At 70.7% G+C, this 22,605-nt stretch carries 21 protein-coding genes and 1 tRNA gene; 1 reads left to right on the top strand and 21 read right to left on the bottom strand.

The features are described 5' to 3' along the window. Positions 1–15: 15 nt before the first annotated feature. The 21 genes from atpA to ABD981_RS13045 all read right to left on the bottom strand — a co-directional run bounded on the left by atpA (position 16) and on the right by ABD981_RS13045 (position 22,343). The gene (atpA, locus tag ABD981_RS12945; RefSeq protein WP_046909150.1) at positions 16–1,614 is read right to left on the bottom strand and encodes a F0F1 ATP synthase subunit alpha; all 1,599 of its coding nucleotides are present in this window, start codon (positions 1,612–1,614) and stop codon (positions 16–18) included. Positions 1,615–1,741: 127 nt separating this feature from the next. After that, positions 1,742–2,557, bottom strand: coding sequence for a F0F1 ATP synthase subunit delta (locus ABD981_RS12950; RefSeq protein WP_046909149.1), 816 nt, complete (start codon positions 2,555–2,557; stop codon positions 1,742–1,744). After that, entirely contained in the window at positions 2,554–3,099 is a 546-nt protein-coding gene (locus tag ABD981_RS12955; protein ID WP_046909148.1) for a F0F1 ATP synthase subunit B, read from the bottom strand. Before ABD981_RS12955 ends, ABD981_RS12950 begins: the two co-directional genes overlap by 4 nt. Before the next feature lie 41 nt (positions 3,100–3,140). Then, the gene (gene atpE, locus ABD981_RS12960; protein WP_010474382.1) at positions 3,141–3,374 is read right to left on the bottom strand and encodes an ATP synthase F0 subunit C; all 234 of its coding nucleotides are present in this window, start codon (positions 3,372–3,374) and stop codon (positions 3,141–3,143) included. A gap of 89 nt (positions 3,375–3,463) precedes the next feature. Then, positions 3,464–4,273: a F0F1 ATP synthase subunit A gene (gene atpB, locus ABD981_RS12965; protein WP_046909147.1), complete on the bottom strand. Its 810-nt coding sequence runs from the start codon at positions 4,271–4,273 to the stop codon at positions 3,464–3,466. 225 nt (positions 4,274–4,498) lie between these two features. After that, complete coding sequence (locus ABD981_RS12970; protein WP_046909146.1) at positions 4,499–4,912, bottom strand: Cg1360 family ATP-synthase-associated protein; 414 nt, start codon at positions 4,910–4,912, stop codon at positions 4,499–4,501. Between the two features lie 274 nt (positions 4,913–5,186). Beyond that, positions 5,187–6,512: an MraY family glycosyltransferase gene (locus ABD981_RS12975; protein WP_046909145.1), complete on the bottom strand. Its 1,326-nt coding sequence runs from the start codon at positions 6,510–6,512 to the stop codon at positions 5,187–5,189. A 107-nt stretch (positions 6,513–6,619) separates the two neighbouring features. Beyond that, a complete protein-coding gene (locus ABD981_RS12980; protein WP_046909144.1) occupies positions 6,620–7,885 on the bottom strand; it encodes a serine hydroxymethyltransferase in 1,266 nt (421 codons plus the stop codon). Positions 7,886–8,106: 221 nt separating this feature from the next. Then, the gene (locus ABD981_RS12985; protein ID WP_046909143.1) at positions 8,107–8,760 is read right to left on the bottom strand and encodes an arsenate reductase/protein-tyrosine-phosphatase family protein; all 654 of its coding nucleotides are present in this window, start codon (positions 8,758–8,760) and stop codon (positions 8,107–8,109) included. Further along, the gene (locus tag ABD981_RS12990; protein WP_046909142.1) at positions 8,757–9,404 is read right to left on the bottom strand and encodes an L-threonylcarbamoyladenylate synthase; all 648 of its coding nucleotides are present in this window, start codon (positions 9,402–9,404) and stop codon (positions 8,757–8,759) included. The genes ABD981_RS12985 and ABD981_RS12990 overlap by 4 nt, the downstream gene beginning before the upstream one ends. 52 nt (positions 9,405–9,456) lie before the next feature. Beyond that, a complete protein-coding gene (gene prmC / locus ABD981_RS12995) occupies positions 9,457–10,302 on the bottom strand; it encodes a peptide chain release factor N(5)-glutamine methyltransferase (RefSeq protein ID WP_046909141.1) in 846 nt (281 codons plus the stop codon). Positions 10,303–10,345: 43 nt separating this feature from the next. Continuing rightward, positions 10,346–11,422, bottom strand: coding sequence for a peptide chain release factor 1 (gene prfA / locus ABD981_RS13000; RefSeq protein ID WP_046909140.1), 1,077 nt, complete (start codon positions 11,420–11,422; stop codon positions 10,346–10,348). Between the two features lie 115 nt (positions 11,423–11,537). Beyond that, complete coding sequence (rpmE, locus tag ABD981_RS13005) at positions 11,538–11,756, bottom strand: 50S ribosomal protein L31 (RefSeq protein ID WP_046909139.1); 219 nt, start codon at positions 11,754–11,756, stop codon at positions 11,538–11,540. Between the two features lie 143 nt (positions 11,757–11,899). Then, positions 11,900–12,991 carry an LCP family protein gene (locus tag ABD981_RS13010; protein ID WP_046909138.1) on the bottom strand — a complete coding sequence of 364 codons (1,092 nt, stop codon included), beginning with the start codon at positions 12,989–12,991 and terminating at the stop codon, positions 11,900–11,902. Between the two features lie 205 nt (positions 12,992–13,196). Then, positions 13,197–15,218: a transcription termination factor Rho gene (gene rho, locus ABD981_RS13015; RefSeq protein ID WP_276205591.1), complete on the bottom strand. Its 2,022-nt coding sequence runs from the start codon at positions 15,216–15,218 to the stop codon at positions 13,197–13,199. 421 nt (positions 15,219–15,639) lie between these two features. Beyond that, positions 15,640–16,557 carry a homoserine kinase gene (thrB, locus tag ABD981_RS13020; RefSeq protein ID WP_046909136.1) on the bottom strand — a complete coding sequence of 306 codons (918 nt, stop codon included), beginning with the start codon at positions 16,555–16,557 and terminating at the stop codon, positions 15,640–15,642. 308 nt (positions 16,558–16,865) lie between these two features. Then, positions 16,866–17,936 carry a threonine synthase gene (gene thrC, locus ABD981_RS13025; protein ID WP_046909135.1) on the bottom strand — a complete coding sequence of 357 codons (1,071 nt, stop codon included), beginning with the start codon at positions 17,934–17,936 and terminating at the stop codon, positions 16,866–16,868. 6 nt (positions 17,937–17,942) lie between these two features. Further along, on the bottom strand, positions 17,943–19,235 hold the full coding sequence (locus tag ABD981_RS13030; protein ID WP_046909134.1) for a homoserine dehydrogenase: 1,293 nt from the start codon (positions 19,233–19,235) through the stop codon (positions 17,943–17,945). Positions 19,236–19,373: 138 nt separating this feature from the next. After that, positions 19,374–20,765, bottom strand: coding sequence for a diaminopimelate decarboxylase (lysA, locus tag ABD981_RS13035; protein ID WP_046909133.1), 1,392 nt, complete (start codon positions 20,763–20,765; stop codon positions 19,374–19,376). A gap of 14 nt (positions 20,766–20,779) precedes the next feature. Continuing rightward, the gene (nrtL, locus tag ABD981_RS13040; protein ID WP_046909132.1) at positions 20,780–21,766 is read right to left on the bottom strand and encodes an ArgS-related anticodon-binding protein NrtL; all 987 of its coding nucleotides are present in this window, start codon (positions 21,764–21,766) and stop codon (positions 20,780–20,782) included. A gap of 106 nt (positions 21,767–21,872) precedes the next feature. Then, the gene (locus ABD981_RS13045) at positions 21,873–22,343 is read right to left on the bottom strand and encodes a response regulator (RefSeq protein WP_123954685.1); all 471 of its coding nucleotides are present in this window, start codon (positions 22,341–22,343) and stop codon (positions 21,873–21,875) included. 158 nt (positions 22,344–22,501) lie between these two features. Here ABD981_RS13045 and ABD981_RS13050 point away from each other — a divergent pair. Then, positions 22,502–22,573: transfer RNA gene (locus ABD981_RS13050), tRNA-Arg, on the top strand. The last annotated feature ends 32 nt before the right edge of the window (positions 22,574–22,605 follow it).

A 22,605-nucleotide genomic window follows, 5' to 3' on the forward strand; every position in this document is an offset into this window, starting at 1 on the left:
AGGTCCCTTCCGTCGTCACTTCGAGACGTTGACGGCGGCAGGGGCGTCTTCGCCGAGCAGCTTGCCGTCAGAGGTCTCGAACTGCTTCTTGAACTCCGCGATGGCGTCGGCGACGGCCGTCAGGGTGTCGTTCGACATCTTCTTGCCCTCACGGATGGAGGTCATCAGGCCGGAGTGGCTCTGACGCAGGTACGCCAGGAGCTCGGCCTCGAAGCGACGGATGTCGGCGACCGGGACGTCGTCCATCTTGCCGGTGGTGCCGGCCCAGACGGAGACGACCTGGTTCTCGGTCGGCATCGGCTGGTACTGAGCCTGCTTGAGCAGCTCGACCATGCGCTGACCGCGCTCCAGCTGCGCCTTCGACGCGGCGTCCAGGTCGGAACCGAAGGCGGCGAACGCCTCCAGCTCACGGAACTGGGCCAGGTCCACGCGGAGGCGACCGGCGATCTGCTTCATGGCCGGGTGCTGGGCGGAGCCACCGACTCGGGAGACCGAGATACCGACGTTCAGGGCCGGACGCTGGCCGGCGTTGAACAGGTCGGACTCCAGGAAGCACTGGCCGTCGGTGATCGAGATGACGTTGGTCGGGATGAACGCCGACACGTCGTTGGCCTTGGTCTCGACGATCGGAAGACCGGTCATCGAGCCGGCGCCCAGCTCGTCCGACAGCTTCGCGCAGCGCTCGAGCAGACGCGAGTGCAGGTAGAAGACGTCACCCGGGTAGGCCTCACGGCCCGGCGGGCGGCGCAGCAGCAGCGACACGGCGCGGTAGGCGTCGGCCTGCTTCGACAGGTCGTCGAAGACGATCAGGACGTGCTTGCCCTGGTACATCCAGTGCTGACCGATGGCGGAACCGGTGTACGGCGCGAGGTACTTGAAGCCGGCCGGGTCCGACGCCGGGGCGGCGACGATGGTCGTGTACTCGAGGGCACCGGCCTCCTCCAGCGCGCCGCGGACGGACGCGATGGTGGAGCCCTTCTGGCCGACGGCGACGTAGATGCAGCGGACCTGCTTGTTCACGTCGCCGGAGCGCCAGTTGTCACGCTGGTTGATGATCGTGTCGATGCACAGCGCGGTCTTGCCGGTCTGACGGTCACCGATGATCAGCTGACGCTGGCCACGGCCGACCGGCGTCATGGCGTCGACGGCCTTGTAGCCGGTCTCCATCGGCTCGTGGACCGACTTACGGGCCATAACGCCCGGGGCCTGCAGCTCGAGGGCGCGGCGGCCCTCGGTCGCGATCTCGCCGAGACCGTCGATCGGGTTGCCGAGCGGGTCGACGACGCGACCCAGGTATCCCTCACCGACACCGACGGAGAGGACCTCGCCGGTGCGCTGCACCGACTGACCCTCCTCGATGCCGCTGAACTCGCCGAGGACGATCGCGCCGATCTCGCGCTCTTCGAGGTTCAGCGCGAGACCGAGGGTCCCGTCCTCGAACTTCAGCAGCTCGTTCGCCATGGCCGAGGGAAGACCCTCGACCTTCGCGATACCGTCACCGGCCAGGCTGACCGTGCCGACCTCGTCGCGCGAGGCCGCGTCCGGCTGGTACGACTGGACGAAGGTCTCCAGTGCGTCCCGGATCTCCTCCGGCCGGATCGTGAGCTCCGCCATCTGGGTTCCCTGCTCTCCTTGTTGGGCCCGAAGTTTCTTAGGGGTCTGGGGGCCGACCCCCAGGAACTTCTGCAATCTCTGCACGGCCCAACCGGGCCGCATGTTGCTGTCTTGCTAGTGGCTGATGTCAGCCGGCCAGTCGCCGGGTCGCCTCGTCGAGGCGCTCCGCGATGGTCCCGTTGATGACCTCGTCACCGACCCGCACCGTGATCCCGCCGAGGACCGCCGGGTCCACGTCCAGGTTCAGGTGCATCTGGCGGCCGTACAGCTTGGCCAGCACGGCACCGAGGCGCTGCTTCTGCTGGTCGCTCAGCGGCACCGCCGAGGTGACGACGGCGACCATCCGGTCCCGGCGCGCCGCGGCGAGCTTGGACAGGGACTCGAGTCCCGCTTCCAGGCTACGTCCCCGGGGCTGGGTCACCAGACGGACGACGAGTCGCTCGGTGACGGCGTTGGCCTTGCCGCCGAGCAGGCTGCGGAGCAGCTCGCCCTTGGCGGAGGCCGTGGCCGACTTGTCCGTCAGCGCCGAGCGGAGCTCGGGGCTGGACGAGACGATCCGGCCGAACCGGAACAGCTCGTCCTCGACGCTGTCGAGGGCGCCCGCACGCTGGGCGGCGGTGAGGTCGGCGATGTTCGCCAGCTCCTCGGCCGCGTCGACCAGGTCACGGGAGTTCGACCAGCGCGAGCGGACCATGCCGGACACCAGGTCGACGGTCTCGCCGCCCACCTGACCGGACAGGAGTCGCCGCGCGAGCTCGGCCTTGGCCTCGCCCGCCTGCGCCGGGTCGGTCAGGACCCGACGCAGCGACACCTCGCGGTGGAGCAGCGCGGTGACCGCGGCCAGCTCACCGGCGAGCACCGCCGCGTCGACCGACGTGTTGTCGGTCAGCGCGTCGAGGGCCTCGCGCGCGGCGCCCAGCGCCTCGCGGCTCGCTCCGTTCATCGGACGGCCTCGGCCTTCTCCTCGAGCTCCTCGAGGAACCGGTCGATGGTGCGGCTCTGGCGGGCGACGTCCTCGAGGGACTCGCCGACCAGCTTCGCGGCCAGATCGGTGGCGAGCTTGCCGACGTCCTGACGCAGAGCGGCGGAGGCGGCCTTGCGGTCGGCCTCGATCTGGGAGTGACCGGCCGCGACGATCTCCTCGCGCTGGCGCTGGCCTTCCGCCTTCATCTCCTGGATGATCGCGGTGCCCTGCTCCGTCGCCTCCTGGCGGAGACGCGCGGCTTCGTGGCGGGCCTCGGCGAGCTGGGCCTTGTACTGCTCCAGCACACTCTGAGCCTCGATCTGGGCCGACTGGGCCTTCTCGATGCCACCCTCGATGGCCTCGCGGCGCTCTTCCAGAACCTTGTTGATGTTCGGGAGGAGCTTCTTGGCGAGGAAGCCGAAGACGATGACGAAGGCGATCAGGCCGATGACGAGCTCATCGAGATGCGGGATGAGCGGAGGCTGGGGCTCCGCCGCTTCCGCAAGAAGCAGAGCGTTCACATCAGTGCCTTCCGTAAAAAGGGTCGGGCTGTCGGTCCGGCTTACTTGTAGACGAAGCCCATGACGATGCCGATGAGGGCAAGCGCCTCACAGAAGGCGAAACCCATGATCTGGTTGGTACGGATCAGGCCGGCAGCCTCGGGCTGACGGGCGAGGGCCTGGGTGCCGTTACCGAAGATGATGCCGACGCCGACGCCGGGGCCGATGGCCGCGAGGCCGTAGCCGATGGAGGCGACGTTTCCGTTGACGGCGGCGAGAGTCTCGAGAGCGGACATGCCGGTTCTTCCTTCTCTTTCAAGGACCCGGTGGGGGTTGGCCACCGGACGACTGTTGGTTGGGGGGTGGTGCTGCAGGCCGGGCCGGCTCAGTGGTGCTCGGAGAGCGCGCCCTGGACGTAGCTGCAGGCCAGGAGGACGAAGACGTACGCCTGGACGGCCTGGATGAAGAGCTCGAAGGCGGTCATCACGAGGACCATCACGAACGAGGCGCCGGCGTAGACGAAGCCGAGGCCGTGCATGAGGTAGTAGGTCGCCAGCGAGAACATCACGATCAGCAGGTGACCGGCGAACATGTTCGCGAACAGTCGGACCGCGTGCGTGAAGGGCCGGATCAGCAGGTTCGAGAAGAACTCGAGCACGACGACCAGGGGAAGGATCGGGCCGAGCGACTTGTCGTAGCCGACGATGTTCTTCCAGCCGCCGACGAAGCCGTGCTTCTTGAAGGTCAGCGAGACCCAGAGGACGTACACGATCAGCGCGAGGGCCGCCGGGAAGGCGATCAGCGAGGTGACCGGGAACTGGGCGAGCGGGATGATCGACCAGAGGTTGAGCATCCAGACGAAGAAGAACAGCGACACCATCAGCGGGACGTACTTCTCGCCGTCCTTCTTGCCGATGATCTCGTAGACGATGCCGCGGCGCACGAAGTCGTAACCGGCCTCGCCGACCATCTGCATCTTGCCGGGGATCAGCTTGGGCTTGCTAAAAGCGGCCCAGAAGAAGCCGACGACCACGATCGAGCCCAGGATCGCGAGCAGCATGGGCTTCGTGAACTCGAAGCTTCCCCATGTGGCGATCGGCTCGTACATGAACGTGTGCAGGCCCGGCGCCGGGAAGCCGCATCCGGTGAAGATGTGGCAATCCGGGTCGAAGGCAAGCGTCTGGTCAGCACTCACCGCGGGCTCCTTCAGCGTGGCGCATAGGTACGGCAACCTCGTTGTGTCGGCGCGGCACGCAGCCGCGGGTCGGCACTGGACTGGTCTTACGGATAAGGGGGCGGCGGTTCGGCATCGAGCCTCGCGCTGGGACAGGCGCCGTTTCGGATGCCCGCGCCCGCAGTGCCGCAGTTGGCACCGGACGATAGCAGGAAGCCGAACTCGCCTTTATCCCGGCCCTACCCTTCACGACTTCGACCCGGTGTTCTCGGGGTCGACGTACATGATCTTGGCCTTCATGTAGGCCCGGGCCTGTGCGGCGACCCACACCACGGTCGTGGCGAGAAGCGTGAACGCGAAGGCCTTGAAGTCGAACGCCGAGGTGTCCTTCAGCAAGGCCAGGAAGACGAAGAGCACCAGCAGTTGGGCCGTGTAGAGCATGAGTCCCATGGCCTGGAACAACTGCGGGAGCTTCTTTGCCGTCCGCTGCAGAACCACCAGCCCGAGGCCCATGAAGAGGATGACCACCAGGGTGCCGACGACGGCGCCGAGAGCGCCCTTGCCGCCCGCGACGACACCACTGACGACGGTCGCGATGGCGCCGGCGGCAGCGGTGGGTACGGCGGTGTGCAGCAGTAGGCGTGCGTCGTTGGACGGCATGGCGGTGTCTCCGCTTGCTGGAGGGGGCGATGGTGTCGTCGAGGACGAGCGTAATCCCGGTCCGAGGTGGGTCTCGGGGCCAACAGACCGTCGCACTACGGTCTTTCGGCACTGTCGCCGGGTCTCGTGAACCGTATCACAAACTATTTGAATAGGTCTTTACTCGGGGGGTGTGCCAACTGTCACACCTGAGAGTTAACGCGCCCGTGTGTGCAGGACAGCGGGGTGGCTTGTCTGGTATTGGCACCGGATGCGGCATTCGCAAACGGGTGCGTCAACCGCGCGCCCCGGCCTTACTCCGGTCGGAGAAGCGCGCGCGGTTGCCGATGGCGGTCGAGCCGTTGACCCCGGCCGGCACGGGCAGCCGCTCCTCCTCCGGCACCTCGGACGCCCCCGCGAGGCCCGCCGCCGTCTCCGGCACCGGGACGTGCTTGCGGCGCCGGTAGCGCGGCGGCACGACCGCCTCCGCCCAGCGCGGGGCCCGGGGGGTGAACCGCGGCAGCAGGAGCAGCACGAGGCCGACCGCGCTCAGGAAGACCACGGTGAGGACGATCCACATCGACGTCGAGTGCACCGAGTAGGCCAGCGTGCCGAAGGCGATCAGGGCCGACCAGAAGTACATGATCAGCACGGCGCGGCTGTGCGAGTGCCCGATCTCCAGGAGCCGGTGGTGCAGGTGCCCGCGGTCCGCGGCGAACGGCGACTGGCCCTTCCAGGTGCGGCGCACGATCGCCAGCACCAGGTCGGCCATCGGGATCGCGATGATGGTCAGCGGCAGCACCAGCGGGATGAAGACCGGCAGGGCCGCGTGGGTCGCCGCCTTGGTCGAGCCCTCGAAGATCTTCAGCGCGTCGGGGTCGACCTGCCCGGTGATGGAGATGGCCGAGGCGGCCAGGATCAGGCCGATCAGCATCGAGCCCGAGTCGCCCATGAAGATGCGCGCCGGGTGCATGTTGTGCGGCAGGAAGCCCAGGCACATGCCCATCAGGATCGCGGCGAACAGGGTCGCGGGGGCGGCCGCCTCGATCGTGTAGCCGAACCAGATCCGGTACGCGTAGAGGAAGAAGGCGGCGGCGGCGATGCACACCATGCCGGCGGCCAGGCCGTCGAGGCCGTCGACGAAGTTCACGGCGTTGATGGTGAGCACGACCAGGGCGACGGTGAGCAGCGTGCCCTGCCACTGGGTGAGCGCGACCGTGCCCACGCCGGGGATGGGCAGCCACAGGATCGTCAGACCCTGCATCACCATCACGCCGGCGGAGATCATCTGCGCGCCCAGCTTGATCAGCGCGTCCAGCTCGAACTTGTCGTCGAGGACGCCGATCAGCCAGATCAGGGCGGCGCCGGAGAGCAGCGCGCGCGGCTCGTTGGACAGCTCGAAGACGCTGTTCAGGTTCTGCAGGTGGTCGGCGACCAGCAGTCCCGCGCACAGCCCGAAGAACATGGCGATGCCACCGAGCCGCGGTGTCGGTTCTCGGTGTACGTCGCGGGCGCGGATCTCCGGCATCGCCCCGGTCGCGATGGCGAACTTCCGCACCGGACCGGTCAGCAGATAGGTCACCGCGGCCGTGACACAGAGCGTCAGCAGGTAATCACGCACGGGCTGCCCCACAGGAATCGCTGGCCATCTCAGCCCCACACCCTAGCCGGGCCGTCCCCATGCTTGAGGACATACGGGGACCGTGAACGGTTGCGGGGTCCCGCCTTTTACCGGCCATACGGGGGAAAACGCCCGGCGAGTTCGCGCACTTCGGCGCGCACCCTGGCCGTTTCCCGCGGGTCGTCGCGCAGCGCCGCGGTGAACAGCGCGGCGATCCGGGCCATCTCCGGCGACCCCATCCCCTGCGTGGTCACGGCCGCCGTGCCGAGCCGGATGCCCCGGCCGTCCCCGTACGGGAGCGCGCACGTGTCCAGGACCACACCGGCGGCGGCCAGCCGGGCCCGCGCGGTGCGGCCGTCGAGGCCCAGCGGCGCCGGGTCGGCGGTGATGAGGTGGGTGTCGGTGCCGCCGGTGGTCAGCTGGAAGCCCTCGGCGGCGAGCGCGGCGGCCAGCACGCGGGCGTGCTCGACCACCTGGTGGGCGTACCCGGTGAAGGCGGGTGTGGACGCCTCGCCGAAGGCGACGGCCTTGGCGGCGATGGTGTGCATCTGCGCCCCGCCCTGCGAGAAGGGGAACACCGCCCGGTCGACCCGCTCGGCCAGCTCCGCCCCGCACAGGATCAGCCCGCCGCGCGGGCCGCGCAGCACCTTGTGCGTGGTGCCGCAGACGATGTCCGCGTACGGGACGGGACTCGGGGCCGCGCCGCCGGCGACCAGGCCCAGCGGGTGGGCGGCGTCGGCGATCAGATAGGCGCCCACCTCGTCGGCGATGGCGCGGAAGATCCCGTAGTCGGGGTGGCGCGGGTAGGAGATCGACCCGCAGACGATCGCTTTCGGCCGATGGTGCCGGGCGAGGGCGGCGACCTGCTCGTAGTCGACGAGCCCGGTCTCCGCGTCCACGCCGTACGGGACGAAGTCGAACCAGCGGCCGGAGAAGTTCGCGGGCGAGCCGTGCGTGAGGTGCCCGCCGTACGCGAGCCCCATCGCGAGCACGGTGTCCCCGGGCCGCAGCAGCGCCGCGTAGGCGGCGAGCACGGCGGAGGAGCCCGAGTGGGGCTGCACGTTGGCGTGCTCGGCCCCGAAGAGCGAGCGGGCCCGGTCGACCGCGATCCGCTCGGCGGCGTCCGCGTACTCGCAGCCGCCGTGGTGGCGGGCGCCGGGATAGCCCTCGGCGTACTTGTTGGCGAGCTGCGACCCGAGGGCGGCCAGGACGGCCGGGGAGGTGAAGTTCTCGGCGGCGATCAACTGCAGCCCGTCCCCCTGCCGCCGCACCTCGCCGAGCAGCACGTCGGCGATCTCGGGATCCTGGCGGCGCAGGACGTCGAGGGGGCTCGGACTCTGGTTCTCGACCTCGGGAGGCGCGGTGACCGGCATGGGGGGCTCCGGGCGTGAGCGGGCTAGAAATCCACTGTAGGCACCCGGGGCCGCCCCCGCCGCCCCACTGGGCCACCCGTGGCCCGGCAGCCCCCCACCGAGGCGCTGACGGCCCCGTCCCGCCCTCCACGCACCCCTCGCACCGCTCGGCCCCAGGGGGCCTCCCCGGCTTCGGGCCGCTGCGCCGGCCTCCGACCGGCGGTCGTGGGCACCAGGTGGCGTCAGCGCCTCGCCGCCACGCCCGTCAGCGCCGTCACCACCGGGTCCAGCGCCTGGTTGATCTCGTCGCCGATCGAGCGGAAGAAGGTGATGGGCGCCCCGTACGGGTCGTTCACCTCGTCCGCCTCCGCCGACGGGGCCAGGAGCCACCCGCGTAGAGCCGCGGCGGCGCGGACCAGGGCGCGGGCGCGGTCGATGGTGTCGTGGCCGTCGCGGGGGTCGGGCAGGGTCGTCGGGTCTATCGCCCGGACGAGGCGGGTGAACTCCTTCAGGGTGAAGGTGCGCAGGCCCGCCGAGTGGCCCATCGAGATGACCTGCGCGCGGTGGTCGCGGGTCGCGGTGAGGACCAGGTCGGCGCGGATGACGTGCTCGTCGAGGAGCTCGCGTCCCACGAAGCCGCTGTAGTCGGCGCCGAAGTCCGCGAGGACCAGCTCGGCGTTGGCCTCCATGGGGGCGCCCTCGTGGCCCCAGGTACCCGCGCTCTCCACGATGAGGCCGCCGCCCAGCGGATCGCCGAGGCGGTCGCTCAGGGCATGGCGGGTCAGCCGCTCGGTGATCGGCGAGCGGCAGACGTTGCCGGTGCTGACGTGGAGGATGCGGAAGGTGGTGCCGTCGTTCGGGTGCCCCGCTATGCCACGCCCCTCAGGGGCGGTCAATTCGCCACCTCGAGGTCGGGTACCACCTTCCGGAGCTCCTCCGCGCTGAGCGCGCCGGCGCGCAGCAGCACCGGCACCTTGCCCGTCACGTCGACGATCGACGACGGCACGATGCCGGGGGTCTTGCCGCCGTCCAGGTACACGGAGACGGAGTCGCCGAGCATGCCCTGGGCCGCGTCGCAGTCCTCCGGCGACGGGTGCCCGGTCAGGTTGGCCGAGGAGACCGCCATCGGGCCGACCTCGGTGAGCAGCTCGATGGCGACCGGGTGCAGCGGCATCCGGATCGCGACGGTGCCCCGGGTGTCGCCCAGGTCCCACTGGAGCGAGGGCTGGTGCTTGGTGACCAGGGTGAGCGCGCCGGGCCAGAAGGCGTCGACGAGCTCCCAGGCCTGCTCGGAGAAGTCCGTGACGAGGCCGTGCAGCGTGTTCGGGGAGCCGATCAGGACGGGCGTCGGCATGTTCCGGCCGCGGCCCTTGGCCGCGAGCAGGTCCGCGACGGCCTCCGAGCTGAAGGCGTCCGCGCCGATCCCGTACACGGTGTCGGTGGGCAGGACGACGAGCTCGCCGCGGCGTACGGCGGACGCGGCCTCACGCAGACCCGTCGCACGGTCCGTCGCCTCGTTGCAGTCGTATCGCCGAGCCATCACTCGCCTGCCTTCTCGTACGCGTCGTAGCTGTTCTGCCGGGTCTGCCTGGTCATGGCGTTGCCTTGCGGGCCGTCGCGAAGCGCGGCCGGTTGTTCAGGTCGGGGTGGTCGGCGGCGTCCGCCCAGCCGGCCTCCTCGTTGAAGATCCACGGCACCTGGCCGCCCTGCGTGTCCGCGTGCTCGATGACGACGAGCCCGCCGGGCCGCAGCAGCCGGTGCGCGGTGCGCTCGATGCCCCGGATGGTGTCCAGGCCGTCCTCGCCGGAGAACAGCGCCATGTCCGGGTCGTGGTCCCGGGCCTCGGGGGCCACGTACTCCCACTCGGTGAGCGGGATGTACGGCGGGTTGGAGATGACCAGGTCGACCTGGCCGTTGAGCTCCGGCAGGGCGTCCAGCGCGTCGCCCTGGTGGACCGTGACGCGCGAGCCCTCCGCGTTCTTGCGGGTCCACACGAGCGCGTCGTCGGACAGCTCCACCGCGTGCACGCGCGAGCGCGGCACCTCCTGCGCCATGGCGAGCGCGATGGCGCCCGAGCCGGTGCACAGGTCGACGATGAGCGGCTCGACGACGTCCATGGCCCGTACGGCGTCTATGGCCCAGCCGACGACCGACTCGGTCTCGGGGCGCGGCACGAACACGCCGGGGCCCACCTGGAGCTCCAGGTAGCGGAAGAACGCCCGGCCGGTGATGTGCTGGAGGGGTTCGCGCGCCTCGCGGCGCGCGATGGCCTCCCAGTAGCGGGCGTCGAAGTCCGCGTCCTTGACGTTGTGCAGCTCCCCCCGCTTGACGCCGTGCACGAACGCGGCGAGCTCCTCGGCGTCGAAACGCGGTGAGGGAACGCCGGCGTCGGCCAGCCGCTGGGTGGCCTGGGCCACCTCGGCAAGCAGCAGGTTCACGCTGGTCCTCCGTGGTGCGGGTGGGGCTGACGAGATACGCGTCTTACGCGGCGGCGAGCTTGGCGGCCGAGTCGGCGTCGACACAGGCCTGGATCACCGGGTCCAGCTCTCCGTCGAGCACCTGGTCCAAGTTGTACGCCTTGAAGCCGACGCGGTGGTCCGAGATGCGGTTCTCCGGGAAGTTGTACGTACGGATCTTCTCGGAGCGGTCGACCGTGCGGACCTGGCTGCGGCGCGCGTCCGCGGCCTCGGCCTCGGCCTTCTCCTGCGCGGCGGCGAGCAGCCGGGAGCGCAGGATGCGCATGGCCTGCTCCTTGTTCTGGAGCTGGCTCTTCTCGTTCTGGCAGGAGGCGACGATGCCGGTCGGCAGGTGGGTGATGCGGACCGCGGAGTCGGTGGTGTTGACGGACTGGCCGCCGGGACCGGACGAGCGGTAGACGTCGATGCGCAGGTCGTTCGCGACGATCTCGACCTCGACCTCCTCGGCCTCCGGGGTGACCAGCACGCCGGCCGCGGAGGTGTGGATGCGGCCCTGCGACTCGGTGGCGGGCACGCGCTGCACGCGGTGCACCCCGCCCTCGTACTTCAGTCGCGCCCAGACGCCCTGGCCGGGCTCGGTGGCCCCGTTGCCGCCCTTGGTCTTCACGGCGACCTGGACGTCCTTGTAGCCGCCCAGCTCGGACTCGGTGGCGTCGATGATCTCGGTCTTCCAGCCGATGCGCTCCGCGTACCGCAGGTACATCCGCAGCAGGTCGCCGGCGAAGAGGGCGGACTCGTCGCCGCCCGCGCCGGCCTTGATCTCCAGGATGACGTCCTTGTCGTCGCTGGGGTCGCGCGGGACGAGCAGCAGCCGGAGCTTCTCCGTCAGCTCCTCGCGCTGCTTCTCCAGCTCCTTGACCTCGGCGGCGAAGTCGGGGTCGTCGGCGGCCAGCTCCTTGGCCGTCTCGATGTCGTCCGCCGCCTGCTTCCACGCCTTGTAGGTGCCGATGATCGGGGTCAGCTCCGCGTAACGCTTGTTGAGCTTGCGCGCGTTCGCCTGGTCGGAGTGGACCGAAGGGTCGGCGAGCTTCTTCTCGAGGTCGGCGTGCTCGCCGACCAGTTCCTCGACCGCTTCGAACATCGGGTGCTCCTGGGGTGTTTTCGGAAAGGGCTGCTGCGGGGAACGACTGCGGGGACGGCAAAGCGCCGGTCCGGTGCCCCGAGCGGGAGCGACCAAGGACCGGCGCAGTGACGTGCTACTTCTTGGCCGCAGCCTTGCCGAAGCGGGCCTCGAAGCGGGCGACACGGCCGCCGGTGTCGAGGATCTTCTGCTTGCCCGTGTAGAACGGGTGGCACTCGGAGCAGACCTCGGCACGGATGGTGCCCTCGGTCAGGGTGCTACGAGTGGTGAACGACGCGCCGCAGGTGCAGCTGACCTGGGTCTCGACGTACTCGGGGTGGATCTCGCGCTTCAAGGTGTCTCCTAGTTTCGGGAGGGCACCGGGTCGCCGTGCGGGATGCACATGCGTGAACCGGGGCCGACGTACCAGTCTGCCAGGACCGGCCGCATCTCCCAAAACCGGGGTGTGGCCGGAAGTATTCCTGGACGGTCCCGGGGCTACTTCACGAGGCCCTCGGCCTTGCCGGTGGCGGCGTCCCGGGTGACCGAGGCGGGGATCGGCCGGTCGGCCTTGAGGGCCTTCCAGACCTGCTGGGACTGGGCCTCCAGCGGCACCACGCGGTTGGGGTCGCGCGGGTCGTACTCGACCGGCAGCGTGATCATGTGGACGTCGTCGGCACCGAGGCCGGACAGGCCCTTGGCGAAGCCGATCAGCTCGTTGACCGAGTCGAGCTCGGAGTCGGGCGTGATGGCCTTGGTGGCGGTGTCGGCGAGGTCGTAGAGCGTCTTGGGGTTCGAGAAGACGCCGACGCTCTTCACCTGGTCGACGAAGGCCTTCATGAAGGCCTGCTGGAGCTGGATGCGGCCGAGGTCGCTGCCGTCGCCGACGCTCTTGCGGGTGCGGACGAGCCCGAGGGACTGCTCGCCGTCGAGGGTGTGGGTGCCCGGCGCGAGGTCGAGGTGGCTCTTGGAGTCCTTGATGGCCCGCGTGGTGGTGATCTCGACGCCGCCGAGCTTGTCGATGAGCTTCTTGAAGCCGGTGAAGTCGACCTCGATGTAATGGTCCATGCGGATCCCCGACATCGCCTCGACCGTCTTGACCGCGCAGGCCGGGCCGCCGACCTCGTACGCCGTGTTGAACATGGCACGGTGCTCGCCGCGCACCTTGCCGCCCTTGGCGTCGGTGCACTGCGGGCGGTCGACGAGGGTGTCGCGCGGGATGGAGACCACGGAGGCCTTCTTGTGGCCCTCGTAGACGTGGACGACCATCGCGGTGTCGGAGCGGGCGCCGCCCTCGTCCTTGCCGTAGGCCGCGTTGTCGCCGGAGCGGGAGTCGGAGCCGAGGACGAGGATGTCCATCGAGCCGTTGTCGACGTCCTCGGGGCGGTCCTTGCCGAGCTGGGCGTTGATGTCGACGCTCTGGATGTTGCCGTCGAGCCTGACGTACAGGTATCCGAGTCCGGCGCCGCCGACGACGACGAGCGCGGCCGTGCTCCACGCCACCACGGTCATCACCCGGCGGCCCTTGGCGGGCGGCTTCCGGCGCCGGCCGGAACCCCGTATTCGGCTTCCCTGGTTGTGCTCGCTCATCGTCTTCCCTCGGGCCTCGGTTTCACCTTCTGTGATGGCGAAACACCCGAAAGGGTTGCATACGTACCTGTGAGGTTTCGATGAGCGACGGTCCGTAACGCGGACGCGCCCACCGTGAGGACACGGTGGGCGCGTTCGTTCGTGCAGGTCACGGCGGGGTTACGGGGCCGGAGCCGGCCCCTCGCCGTGTGACCGACGTCTCGCGTCAGTCGTTGTTCGCCGCTCCCGGCGTCGTCTTCTGGATCTGGAGCAGGAACTCGCCGTTCGACTTCGTCTGCTTCATCTTGTCGAGCAGCAGCTCGATCGCCTGCTGCTGGTCGAGCGCGTGCAGCACGCGACGCAGCTTCCAGGTGATGGAGAGCTCGTCGCTGCCGAGCAGGATCTCCTCCTTGCGCGTACCCGAGGCGTCGACGTCGACGGCCGGGAAGATGCGCTTGTCGGCGAGCTTCCGGTCGAGCTTGAGCTCCATGTTGCCGGTGCCCTTGAACTCCTCGAAGATCACCTCGTCCATGCGCGAGCCGGTGTCGACCAGCGCGGTGGCCAGGATGGTCAGCGAGCCGCCGTCCTCGATGTTGCGCGCGGCACCGAAGAAGCGCTTCGGCGGGTAGAGCGCGGTCGAGTCGACACCACCGGACAGGATGCGGCCGGAGGCGGGCGCCGCGAGGTTGTACGCGCGGCCCAGGCGGGTGATGGAGTCCAGCAGGACGACCACGTCGTGACCCAGCTCGACGAGGCGCTTGGCGCGCTCGATGGCCAGCTCGGCGACGGTGGTGTGGTCCTCGGCCGGGCGGTCGAAGGTCGAGGAGATGACCTCGCCCTTGACCGACCGCTGCATGTCGGTGACCTCTTCCGGACGCTCGTCGACCAGGACGACCATCAGGTGGCACTCGGGGTTGTTGTGGGTGATCGCGTTGGCGATCGCCTGCATGATCATGGTCTTGCCGGTCTTCGGCGGGGCCACGATCAGACCACGCTGGCCCTTGCCGATCGGCGACACGAGGTCGATGATCCGCGTGGTCAGCACGCCCGGGTCGGTCTCCAGACGGAGGCGGTCCTGCGGGTACAGCGGGGTGAGCTTGTTGAACTCGGGGCGGCCGCGGCCGGACTCCGGCGCCATGCCGTTGACCGAGTCGAGGCGCACCAGCGCGTTGAACTTCTCGCGGCGCTCGCCCTCCTTCGGCTGGCGCACGGCACCGGTGACGTGGTCACCCTTGCGCAGGCCGCTCTTGCGGACCTGGGCGAGGGAGACGTACACGTCGTTCGGGCCGGGCAGGTAGCCGGAGGTCCGGATGAACGCGTAGTTGTCGAGGATGTCGAGGATGCCCGCGACGGGGATCAGGACGTCGTCGTCGGAGACCTGCGGCTCGCCGGCGGCGAACTCGTCGCGGCCGCGACGGCCACGGCGGTCGCGGTAGCGCCCGCGACGGCCGCGACGGCCGCCCTCGAAGTCGTCGTCGTCCTGCGGGCCGGCCGGCTGGCTGCCCTGCGGGCCCTGGGCCTGGCCCTGGCCCTGCTGGCCGCCCTGACGCTGGCGCTGGCCGCCCTGGCCGCCGCCCTGCTGCTCGTCGCCCTTGCCGCGGTCACGGCGGTCACGCTGACGGTCGCGGCGGTCACCGCGCTCGCCCCGCTCGCCGCGGTCACGACGGCCACGGCCCTCGGCGGCGTCGACGGCGGCCTCGGCCTTGGCGTCGCCCTGCGTCTCGGTCCTGGCCTCGGCGCGGGCCTCGGTCTTGACGACCTGCGCGGCCTCTGCCTTGGCCTCGCCCTCCGGCGAACCGGCGGGGGCGGTGGCGCGACGGCGGCGGCGCTCGCCGGCCGGGGCGTCATCGGAGGCCGGCTGACCCGGGATCTCGATCTGCTGCTGGGCGACCGGCTCGGCCTTCTCGACCTTCGGCGCGGCCTCGGCCTCGCTCGTACGGGCCTTGGCGGCGGTGCGGCGCTTCGGCTTGGTCTCGGCGGCGTCGGCCGACTTGGCGGGGGCGGCGGAGCCGCCACCGGCCTGCGCCTCCTTGATGACCTCGATCAGCTGGCTCTTGCGCATCCGCGCGGTGCCCCTGATGCCGAGGCCGGACGCGACCTGCTGCAGCTCGGCCAGGACCATGCCCTCGAGGCCGGTGCCGGAGCGGCGGCGCCGTGCGGTGGTGCCGGAGGCAGCACCTGCGGCGGGCGCGGAGGCGTCGACACTGTTGTCGGCAGTCACGCCCATCAGATCGGTGGTGTCGCTCACGAAGGGTCCTTCCCTGGAGCGGACGTCGGCCATCTGGCTCGGCGACCGGTTGTGCTGTCCGGCAGCGGTCCTGCTTGGTGGACCGTGTCGGGGCGGTGGTCCCGCCGGGTACGGCGGAAGAGAGAAAACGTGCTGTGGGTCCGGCCCGAGCGCCCCCTGCTCGGCCCTCGAACAAGAAAAGCGAGGGGTGTCGTGCCGGTTCCGGAGCGTGCTCGAATCTGCTCAGGCAGGCTGCTCAGGCAGTGGAGGAGGCTCCCGGAAGAATTGGCGGTCCCTGATGGGGACACTCAGCACCGCGCCACAAAGACGTCGGGTGCAGACTTGAGGTTAACACTACCGGCTCCAACAAACATTCCCCCTCTCCGTCACCGGCGATCTCGTGTCCGTGCGGCCCCGGCTCAGGAGCCGCACGGGCTGCCCGTCAGGGCGCGAGCGGCAGGACGCTCGCTCCGGGCGCATCGAGGTCGAGCCGGTTCGCGGCCCACCCCTCGCCCGCGAGCAGCGCGACCTTGTCGGCCGTTCCGTGGTCGGCCAGCGCGAGGACCGTGGGGCCCGCGCCGGAGATGACCGCGGGCACACCGTCCGCCCGCAGCCGGTTCACGAGGGCGATGCTCTCGGGCATCGCGGGGGCCCGGTACTCCTGGTGCAGCCGGTCCTCGGTGGCCGCGAGCAGCAGCTCGGGGCGGCGGGTCAGGGCCTCGACGAGGAGGGCGGCGCGGCCGGCGTTGGCGGCGGCGTCCACGTGCGGGACGGTGCGCGGGAGCAGGCCGCGGGCGGTCTCGGTGAGCACGGGCTTTCCGGGGACGAAAACCACCGGAACGATGGAATCGGAGGGTTCCATCCTGATCGCCCGCGCGGCACCGCCCTCGGTCCAGGCGAGCGTGAAGCCGCCGAGCAGGCAGGCCGCGACGTTGTCGGGGTGCCCCTCGATCTCGGTGGCCAGTTCGAGCAGCGCGGCCTCGTCGAGGCGGGCGTCGCCGCCTATGGTCACGGCGCGGGCGGCGACGATGCCGGCGCAGATGGCGGCGGAGGAGGAGCCGAGGCCGCGGCCGTGCGGGATGCGGTTGGCGCAGACGACCTCGAGGCCGCGGGGCTGCCCGCCGAGCAGGTCGAAGGCGGTGCGCATCGAGCGTACGAGGAGGTGGCTCTCGTCGCGCGGAAGGGTGTCGGTGCCCTCTCCGGCGATGTCGACGTGCAGCCCGGAGTCGGCGACCCGGACGACGACGTCGTCGTAGAGCCCCAGCGACAGGCCGAAGGCGTCGAAGCCCGGACCCAGATTGGCGCTGGTGGCGGGGACGCGCACCCGTACGGCGGCGGCGCGGAACGCGGGACCGGCCATCGCTCGTTGACTCTCCTTGACTTGCGGGGATCGCGGGGGATCGCTCGGGGGGATGTACTGCGAGGTGACTGCGGGGGTGACGGCGGAAGTGCGGAGAACCCGGGGGCCGCTCGTGCCTCGGGGGCGACAACGGCAACGACACCGCGCATATGCAACGGGGCGGGTTCGGTACAGCCTATCGAAGGAAGGTTCTGTGGCGACATAGGGCGCACAGGAGGCGCACGATGCGTGTCGCGCGCCAACCTGTGCGCCTATGTAGGTTCCTGATCGGGTTTGACCCTTGATCAGGAACCGTACGGCATCCGAGGTCAGGCGAGTCCGAGCCGCTCGGCGGCGGCCGCGGCGTCCACCGGGACCGTGACGGGCTGCGGAGCGCCCGCGACGGCCCAGTCGGGGTCCTTGAGGCCGTTGCCGGTGACCGTGCAGACGATGGTCTGGCCCGGGTCGACCTTGCCCTGCGAGGCGGCCTTCAGCAGGCCGGCCACCGAGGCGGCCGAGGCGGGCTCGACGAAGACGCCCTCCTGAGCGGCCAACAGGCGGTAGGCCTGCAGGATCTCACGGTCCGTCACCTCGTCGATGAAGCCGCCCGACTCGTCGCGCGCGGCGATCGCGTAGTCCCAGGAGGCCGGGTTGCCGATGCGGATCGCGGTGGCGATGGTCGACGGGTCCTTGACGACCTCGCCGCGCACGAGCGGCGCGGAGCCGGAGGCCTGGAAGCCCCACATGCGCGGGGTGCGGCCGGCGATGCCGTCGGCGGCGTACTCCTTGTACCCCTTCCAGTACGCCGTGATGTTGCCGGCGTTGCCCACGGGCAGCACGTGGATGTCGGGGGCCTCGCCCAGCATGTCCACGATCTCGAAGGCGGCGGTCTTCTGGCCCTCGATGCGGACCGGGTTCACCGAATTGACCAGCGCCACCGGGTAGTTCTCGGAGAGGCTGCGGGCCAGGGTGAGGCAGTCGTCGAAGTTGCCGTCGACCTGGAGGATCTTGGCGCCGTGGACGAGCGCCTGGCCCATCTTGCCGAGGGCGATCTTGCCCTGCGGCACGAGCACGGCGGACACCATGCCCGCGCGCACCGCGTAGGCGGCGGCGGAGGCGGAGGTGTTGCCGGTGGACGCGCAGATGACGGCCTGCGCGCCCTCCTCCTTGGCCTTGCTGATGGCCATGGTCATGCCCCGGTCCTTGAAGGAGCCGGTGGGGTTGGCGCCCTCGACCTTGAGGTGCACCTCGCAGCCCGTGCGCTCGGAGAGCACCTGAGCGGGGACGAGCGGCGTGCCGCCCTCACGGAGCGTGACGACCGGCGTCGTGTCCGTGACCGGAAGGCGGTCCCGGTACTCCTCGATGATGCCGCGCCACTGGTGGGTGCCCTTGGTGGTCATGGGTCCTTACTCCCCTTCAACACGCATGATGCTGGCGACACCGCGCACGGTGTCGAGCTTGCGCAGCGCCTCGACGGTCCCGGAGAGGGCGGCGTCGGGCGCGCGGTGGGTGACGACGACGAGGGAGGCCTCGCCGTCCTTGCCCGTCTGGCGGACGGTGTCGATCGACACGCCGTGCTCGGCGAAGACCGTCGCGACCTGGGCGAGGACGCCCGGCTTGTCGGCCACGTCGAGACTGATGTGGTACCGCGTCACCACGTCGCCCATGGGGCTCACGGGCAGCTGGGTGTACGCGGACTCGCCGGGGCCGTTGGCCCCGTTGAGCTTGTTGCGGCACACGGCGACGAGGTCGCCGAGGACGGCCGACGCGGTCGGCGAGCCGCCGGCCCCGGGGCCGTAGAACATGAGCCGCCCGGCGGCCTCCGCCTCGACGAAGACGGCGTTGTACGCCTCGCGGACGGAGGCGAGCGGGTGGCTGAGCGGGATCATCGCGGGGTGCACGCGCGCGGTGACGGAACCGCCGTCGGCGGCCCGCTCGCAGATGGCGAGCAGCTTGATGGTGCAGCCCATCTGCTTGGCCGAGGCGAAGTCGGCCGCGGTGACCTCGGTCATGCCCTCGCGGTAGACGTCGTCGAGGCGCACCCGGGTGTGGAAGGCGATCCCGGCGAGGATGGCGGCCTTGGCGGCCGCGTCGAAGCCCTCGACGTCGGCGGTCGGGTCGGCCTCGGCGTACCCGAGCGCGGTGGCCTCGTCCAGGGCCTCGGAGTAGCCGGCCCCGGAGGTGTCCATCTTGTCGAGGATGAAGTTGGTCGTCCCGTTGACGATGCCCATCACGCGGTTGATCTTGTCGCCGGCGAGCGACTCGCGCAGCGGCCGGATCAGCGGGATGGCGCCGGCCACGGCGGCCTCGTAGTACAGGTCCTCGCCGTGCTGATCGGCGGCGGCGTAGAGGGCCGCGCCGTCCTGGGCGAGGAGCGCCTTGTTGGCGGAGACGACGGAGGCGCCGTGCTCGAAGGCGGTGGTGATGAGGGTGCGGGCCGGCTCGATCCCGCCGATGACCTCGACGACGACGTCGATGTCCCCGCGTTTGACCAGGGCGGTGGCGTCGGTGGTGATCAGCTCGGCGGGGACTCCCCCGCGCACCTTGTCAGGTCGACGGACCGCCACGCCGGCGAGCTCGACCGGAGCGCCGATGCGCGCGGCGAGGTCGTCGGCGTGCGTCGTCATGATGCGCGCCACCTCTGAGCCGACCACTCCACAGCCCAGCAGCGCCACCTTCAGCGGACGCGTACGCATCATCCGACCTCGTTTCTCGGTACTTCTCGATCTACGTATCTCTACGGTTTCCTACGGTGGGAACCAGTCTCACTCACCGGACGGGCGATTCCGCCCTCGGTCCGGATCGTGAGACATCGATTCCATCACCCGACTATTTCATCACCCGACGTCGAGACGCAGGAGATCTTCCTCCGTCTCGCGCCGCACGATGACCCGCGCCTCGCCGTCCCGCACCGCGACGACGGGCGGGCGGAGCGCGTGGTTGTAGTTGCTCGCCATGGAGCGGCAGTACGCCCCGGTGGCCGGCACGGCGAGCAGGTCGCCGGGGGCCACGTCGGCGGGCAGGAAGGCGTCGCGCACGACGATGTCACCGCTCTCGCAGTGCTTGCCGACCACGCGTACGAGCATGGGCTCGGCGTCACTCGTGCGCGAGACCAGCGCGACGCTGTACTCGGCGTCGTACAGCGCGGTGCGGATGTTGTCCGACATGCCGCCGTCGACGGAGACGTACGTCCGCAGCCCCTCCAGCGGCTTGACCGTGCCGACCTCGTAGAGGGTGAAGGCGGTGGGCCCGACGATGGCGCGCCCCGGCTCGACGGAGATCCGCGGGGTGGCGAGCCCGGCGGCCTCGCACTCGCGCGTGACGATCTCGGAGAGCGCCTTGGCGATGTCGTGCGGCTCCCGCGGGTCGTCGTCCGAGGTGTAGGCGATCCCGAGCCCGCCGCCGAGGTCGATCTCGGGCAGCTCGACCCCGTGCTCGTCCCGCACGTCGGCGAGCAGCTGCACGACGCGCCGCGCGGACACCTCGAAGCCGGCCATGTCGAAGATCTGCGAGCCGATGTGCGAGTGGATCCCGATGAGCTCCAGCCCGTCGAGCGAGAGCGCCCGCCGCACGGCCTCCGCGGCCTGCCCGCCGGCCAGCGCGATGCCGAACTTCTGGTCCTCGTGGGCGGTGGCGATGAACTCGTGCGTGTGCGCCTCGACGCCGACGGTCACCCGGATCTGCACCCGCTGGCGCTTGCCGAGCGACTGCGCGACGTGCGCGACCCGGACGATCTCCTGGAAGGAGTCGAGCACGATCCGCCCGACCCCCACCTCGACGGCCCGCCGGATCTCTTCCTCGCTCTTGTTGTTCCCGTGGAAGGCGATCCGCTCGGCGGGCATCCCCGCGGACAGCGCGGTGCTGAGCTCGCCCCCGGAGCAGACGTCGAGGTTCAGCCCCTCCTCCTTGAGCCACCGGACGACGGCCCGGGAGAGGAACGCCTTGCCGGCGTAGAAGACGTCCGCGTCCTTGCCGAAGGCGTCGGCCCAGGCGCGGCAGCGTGCCCGGAAGTCGTCCTCGTCGAGGAAGTAGGCGGGCGTGCCGAACTCCCGCTGCAGGGCGTCGACTCCGATCCCGCCGACGGTCACGACCCCCCGCTCGTCGCGCCCGACGGTCCGTGCCCAGACCTTGGGGTCGAGCTGGTTGAGGTCGGCGGGCGGAGCGGAGTAGTGCCCCTCGGGGAGGACATCGGCGTGACGGGGCCCGGCGGGGTGTGCGGAACGGCTCATGGCGACTGGCTCTTTCAGATCTGGTCGGGTGCGCTGATGCCGAGCAGGGAGAGGCCACCGGCGAGCACCGTCCCGGCGGCTTCGGCGAGCGCGAGCCGGGAACGGTGGGCGGCCGAGGGTTTCTCGTCACCGAGGGGCAGAACGGTGTGCTGGAACGAGAGGAGCGCGTCCGCGACGCCTTCGAGGTGCCGGGCGAGCCGGTCGGGGGCGCGGTGGCGGGCGGCGGAGAGCAGGACCCCGGGGTGATCGGCGAGGACCGCGACGAGCTCGGACCCGCCACTGCCCTGCTCGCCCTCCCCTTCGTACGCGGGCCGGACCCCGAGCTGGGCCCCGTTGCGCAGGAGGGCCCGGGCCCGGGAGTGGGCGTACCGCACGCGGAAGAGGGGGTTGCGCTCGTGCTGGACGAGGAGGGGGGCGCCGGGCAGGGCGTGGTCCTGGGGCGCGGGCCGGAGAAGCGCCCAGCGGGCGGGGTCGACCCCGAGGACCTCGGGCTCGTAGGCGGCGGGAACCACGTGCACCCGCTCGTCGTCCTGACCCCCGTCACCGGTCCCGGCGTCGGCCCCTTGGCTGCGGAGCAGCCGGAGCACCGTCTCGCCGACGACACGGGCACGGGCCTCGCCGGAGGGCGCGAGCCGCACGGGCTCGCCGCCGAGGGCGTCCCCGTAGCCGTACCGCAGCCCGGCGGCCCCGATCTCCCGGACGAGCCGTCCGCCCTGTCCGACGTCGAGGGTGAAGTTGAGGAAGCCGGGCCCGGTGATGTCGACGGCGCGGATCCCGGGGCTGCCGTGCAGCCGCTCCTGGAGGATCCCCGCCACGTCGAGGGGCCGGCGCCCGGAGGGCCGCGCGAGGCTGAGGGCGATGCTGCTGGCGTAGTCGCCGACACCACCCGGCCGGGGCCGCTCGACCTTGACGCCCGCGGGCACGTCGACCCGCAGCGCACCCTCGTCGACCGCACGGCGCACGGCGTGCAGCACGGTGAGGGAGAGGTCCGCGGGGGTCACGGGACCAGCCTAGGGGAGGAGGGGGGTCAGAACGCGAACCGGTTTCGGCATGTGGGCGGTGAGCCCGCGCCCACCCCTCCGAAACCGCCCCGCCCCGGTCTCCGCCCTACCGGACCCGGCCCCCGCGCGCTCTGCTGGCTGCGGGCGGCTCGTCGCCGCCCTCCTGCTCCTGCCCGGCCCCCTCGCCGTGCCGGCCGCGGCGCTCACGGTGCATGAGCTGACGCACGACCCGCACGAGCTCGGACGGCTCGAAGGGCTTGGCGAGGAAGGCGTCCACGCCGGAGGCGGCGGAGCCCTCCCTCTCGTATTCGGTGCCGGCACTGATGATCGCCACGGGGAGATGACTGGTCCGCGGATCGGACCGCAACCGAGCGGCGGTCTTCAACCCGTCCAGCCGGGGCATGACGACATCGAGGGTGACGACATCAGGACAGACCTGATGCACGACATCCAGACACTCGGCACCATCGGCCGCGGTCACCACCTCGAACCCCTCGAGTTCGAGATTGACCCTGATCAGCTGGCGGATCACCCTGTTGTCATCGACAACGAGCACCCGCCCGGACACGCCTGACACACGTCGAGAGTAGGTCTACGGAAAGGGCCGCGTCCGGCTTTTGCCCACTTCCGACCCGTGCGGGGGAACACCCCCTGGTGACGCGACGGAAATACCTGTTCACAGGCACGCCCCACGAGCTGGTAGGGTTCTACCCGTCGCCGCCGAACGCGGCGGACGCCCCCGTAGCTCAGGGGATAGAGCAACGGCCTCCGGAGCCGTGTGCGCAGGTTCGAATCCTGCCGGGGGCACTTCGCAGGAAGTGCCAAAAGACCCCGTGATC

It is taken from the genome of Streptomyces showdoensis (assembly GCF_039535475.1).
Lineage (GTDB): Bacteria > Actinomycetota > Actinomycetes > Streptomycetales > Streptomycetaceae > Streptomyces > Streptomyces showdoensis.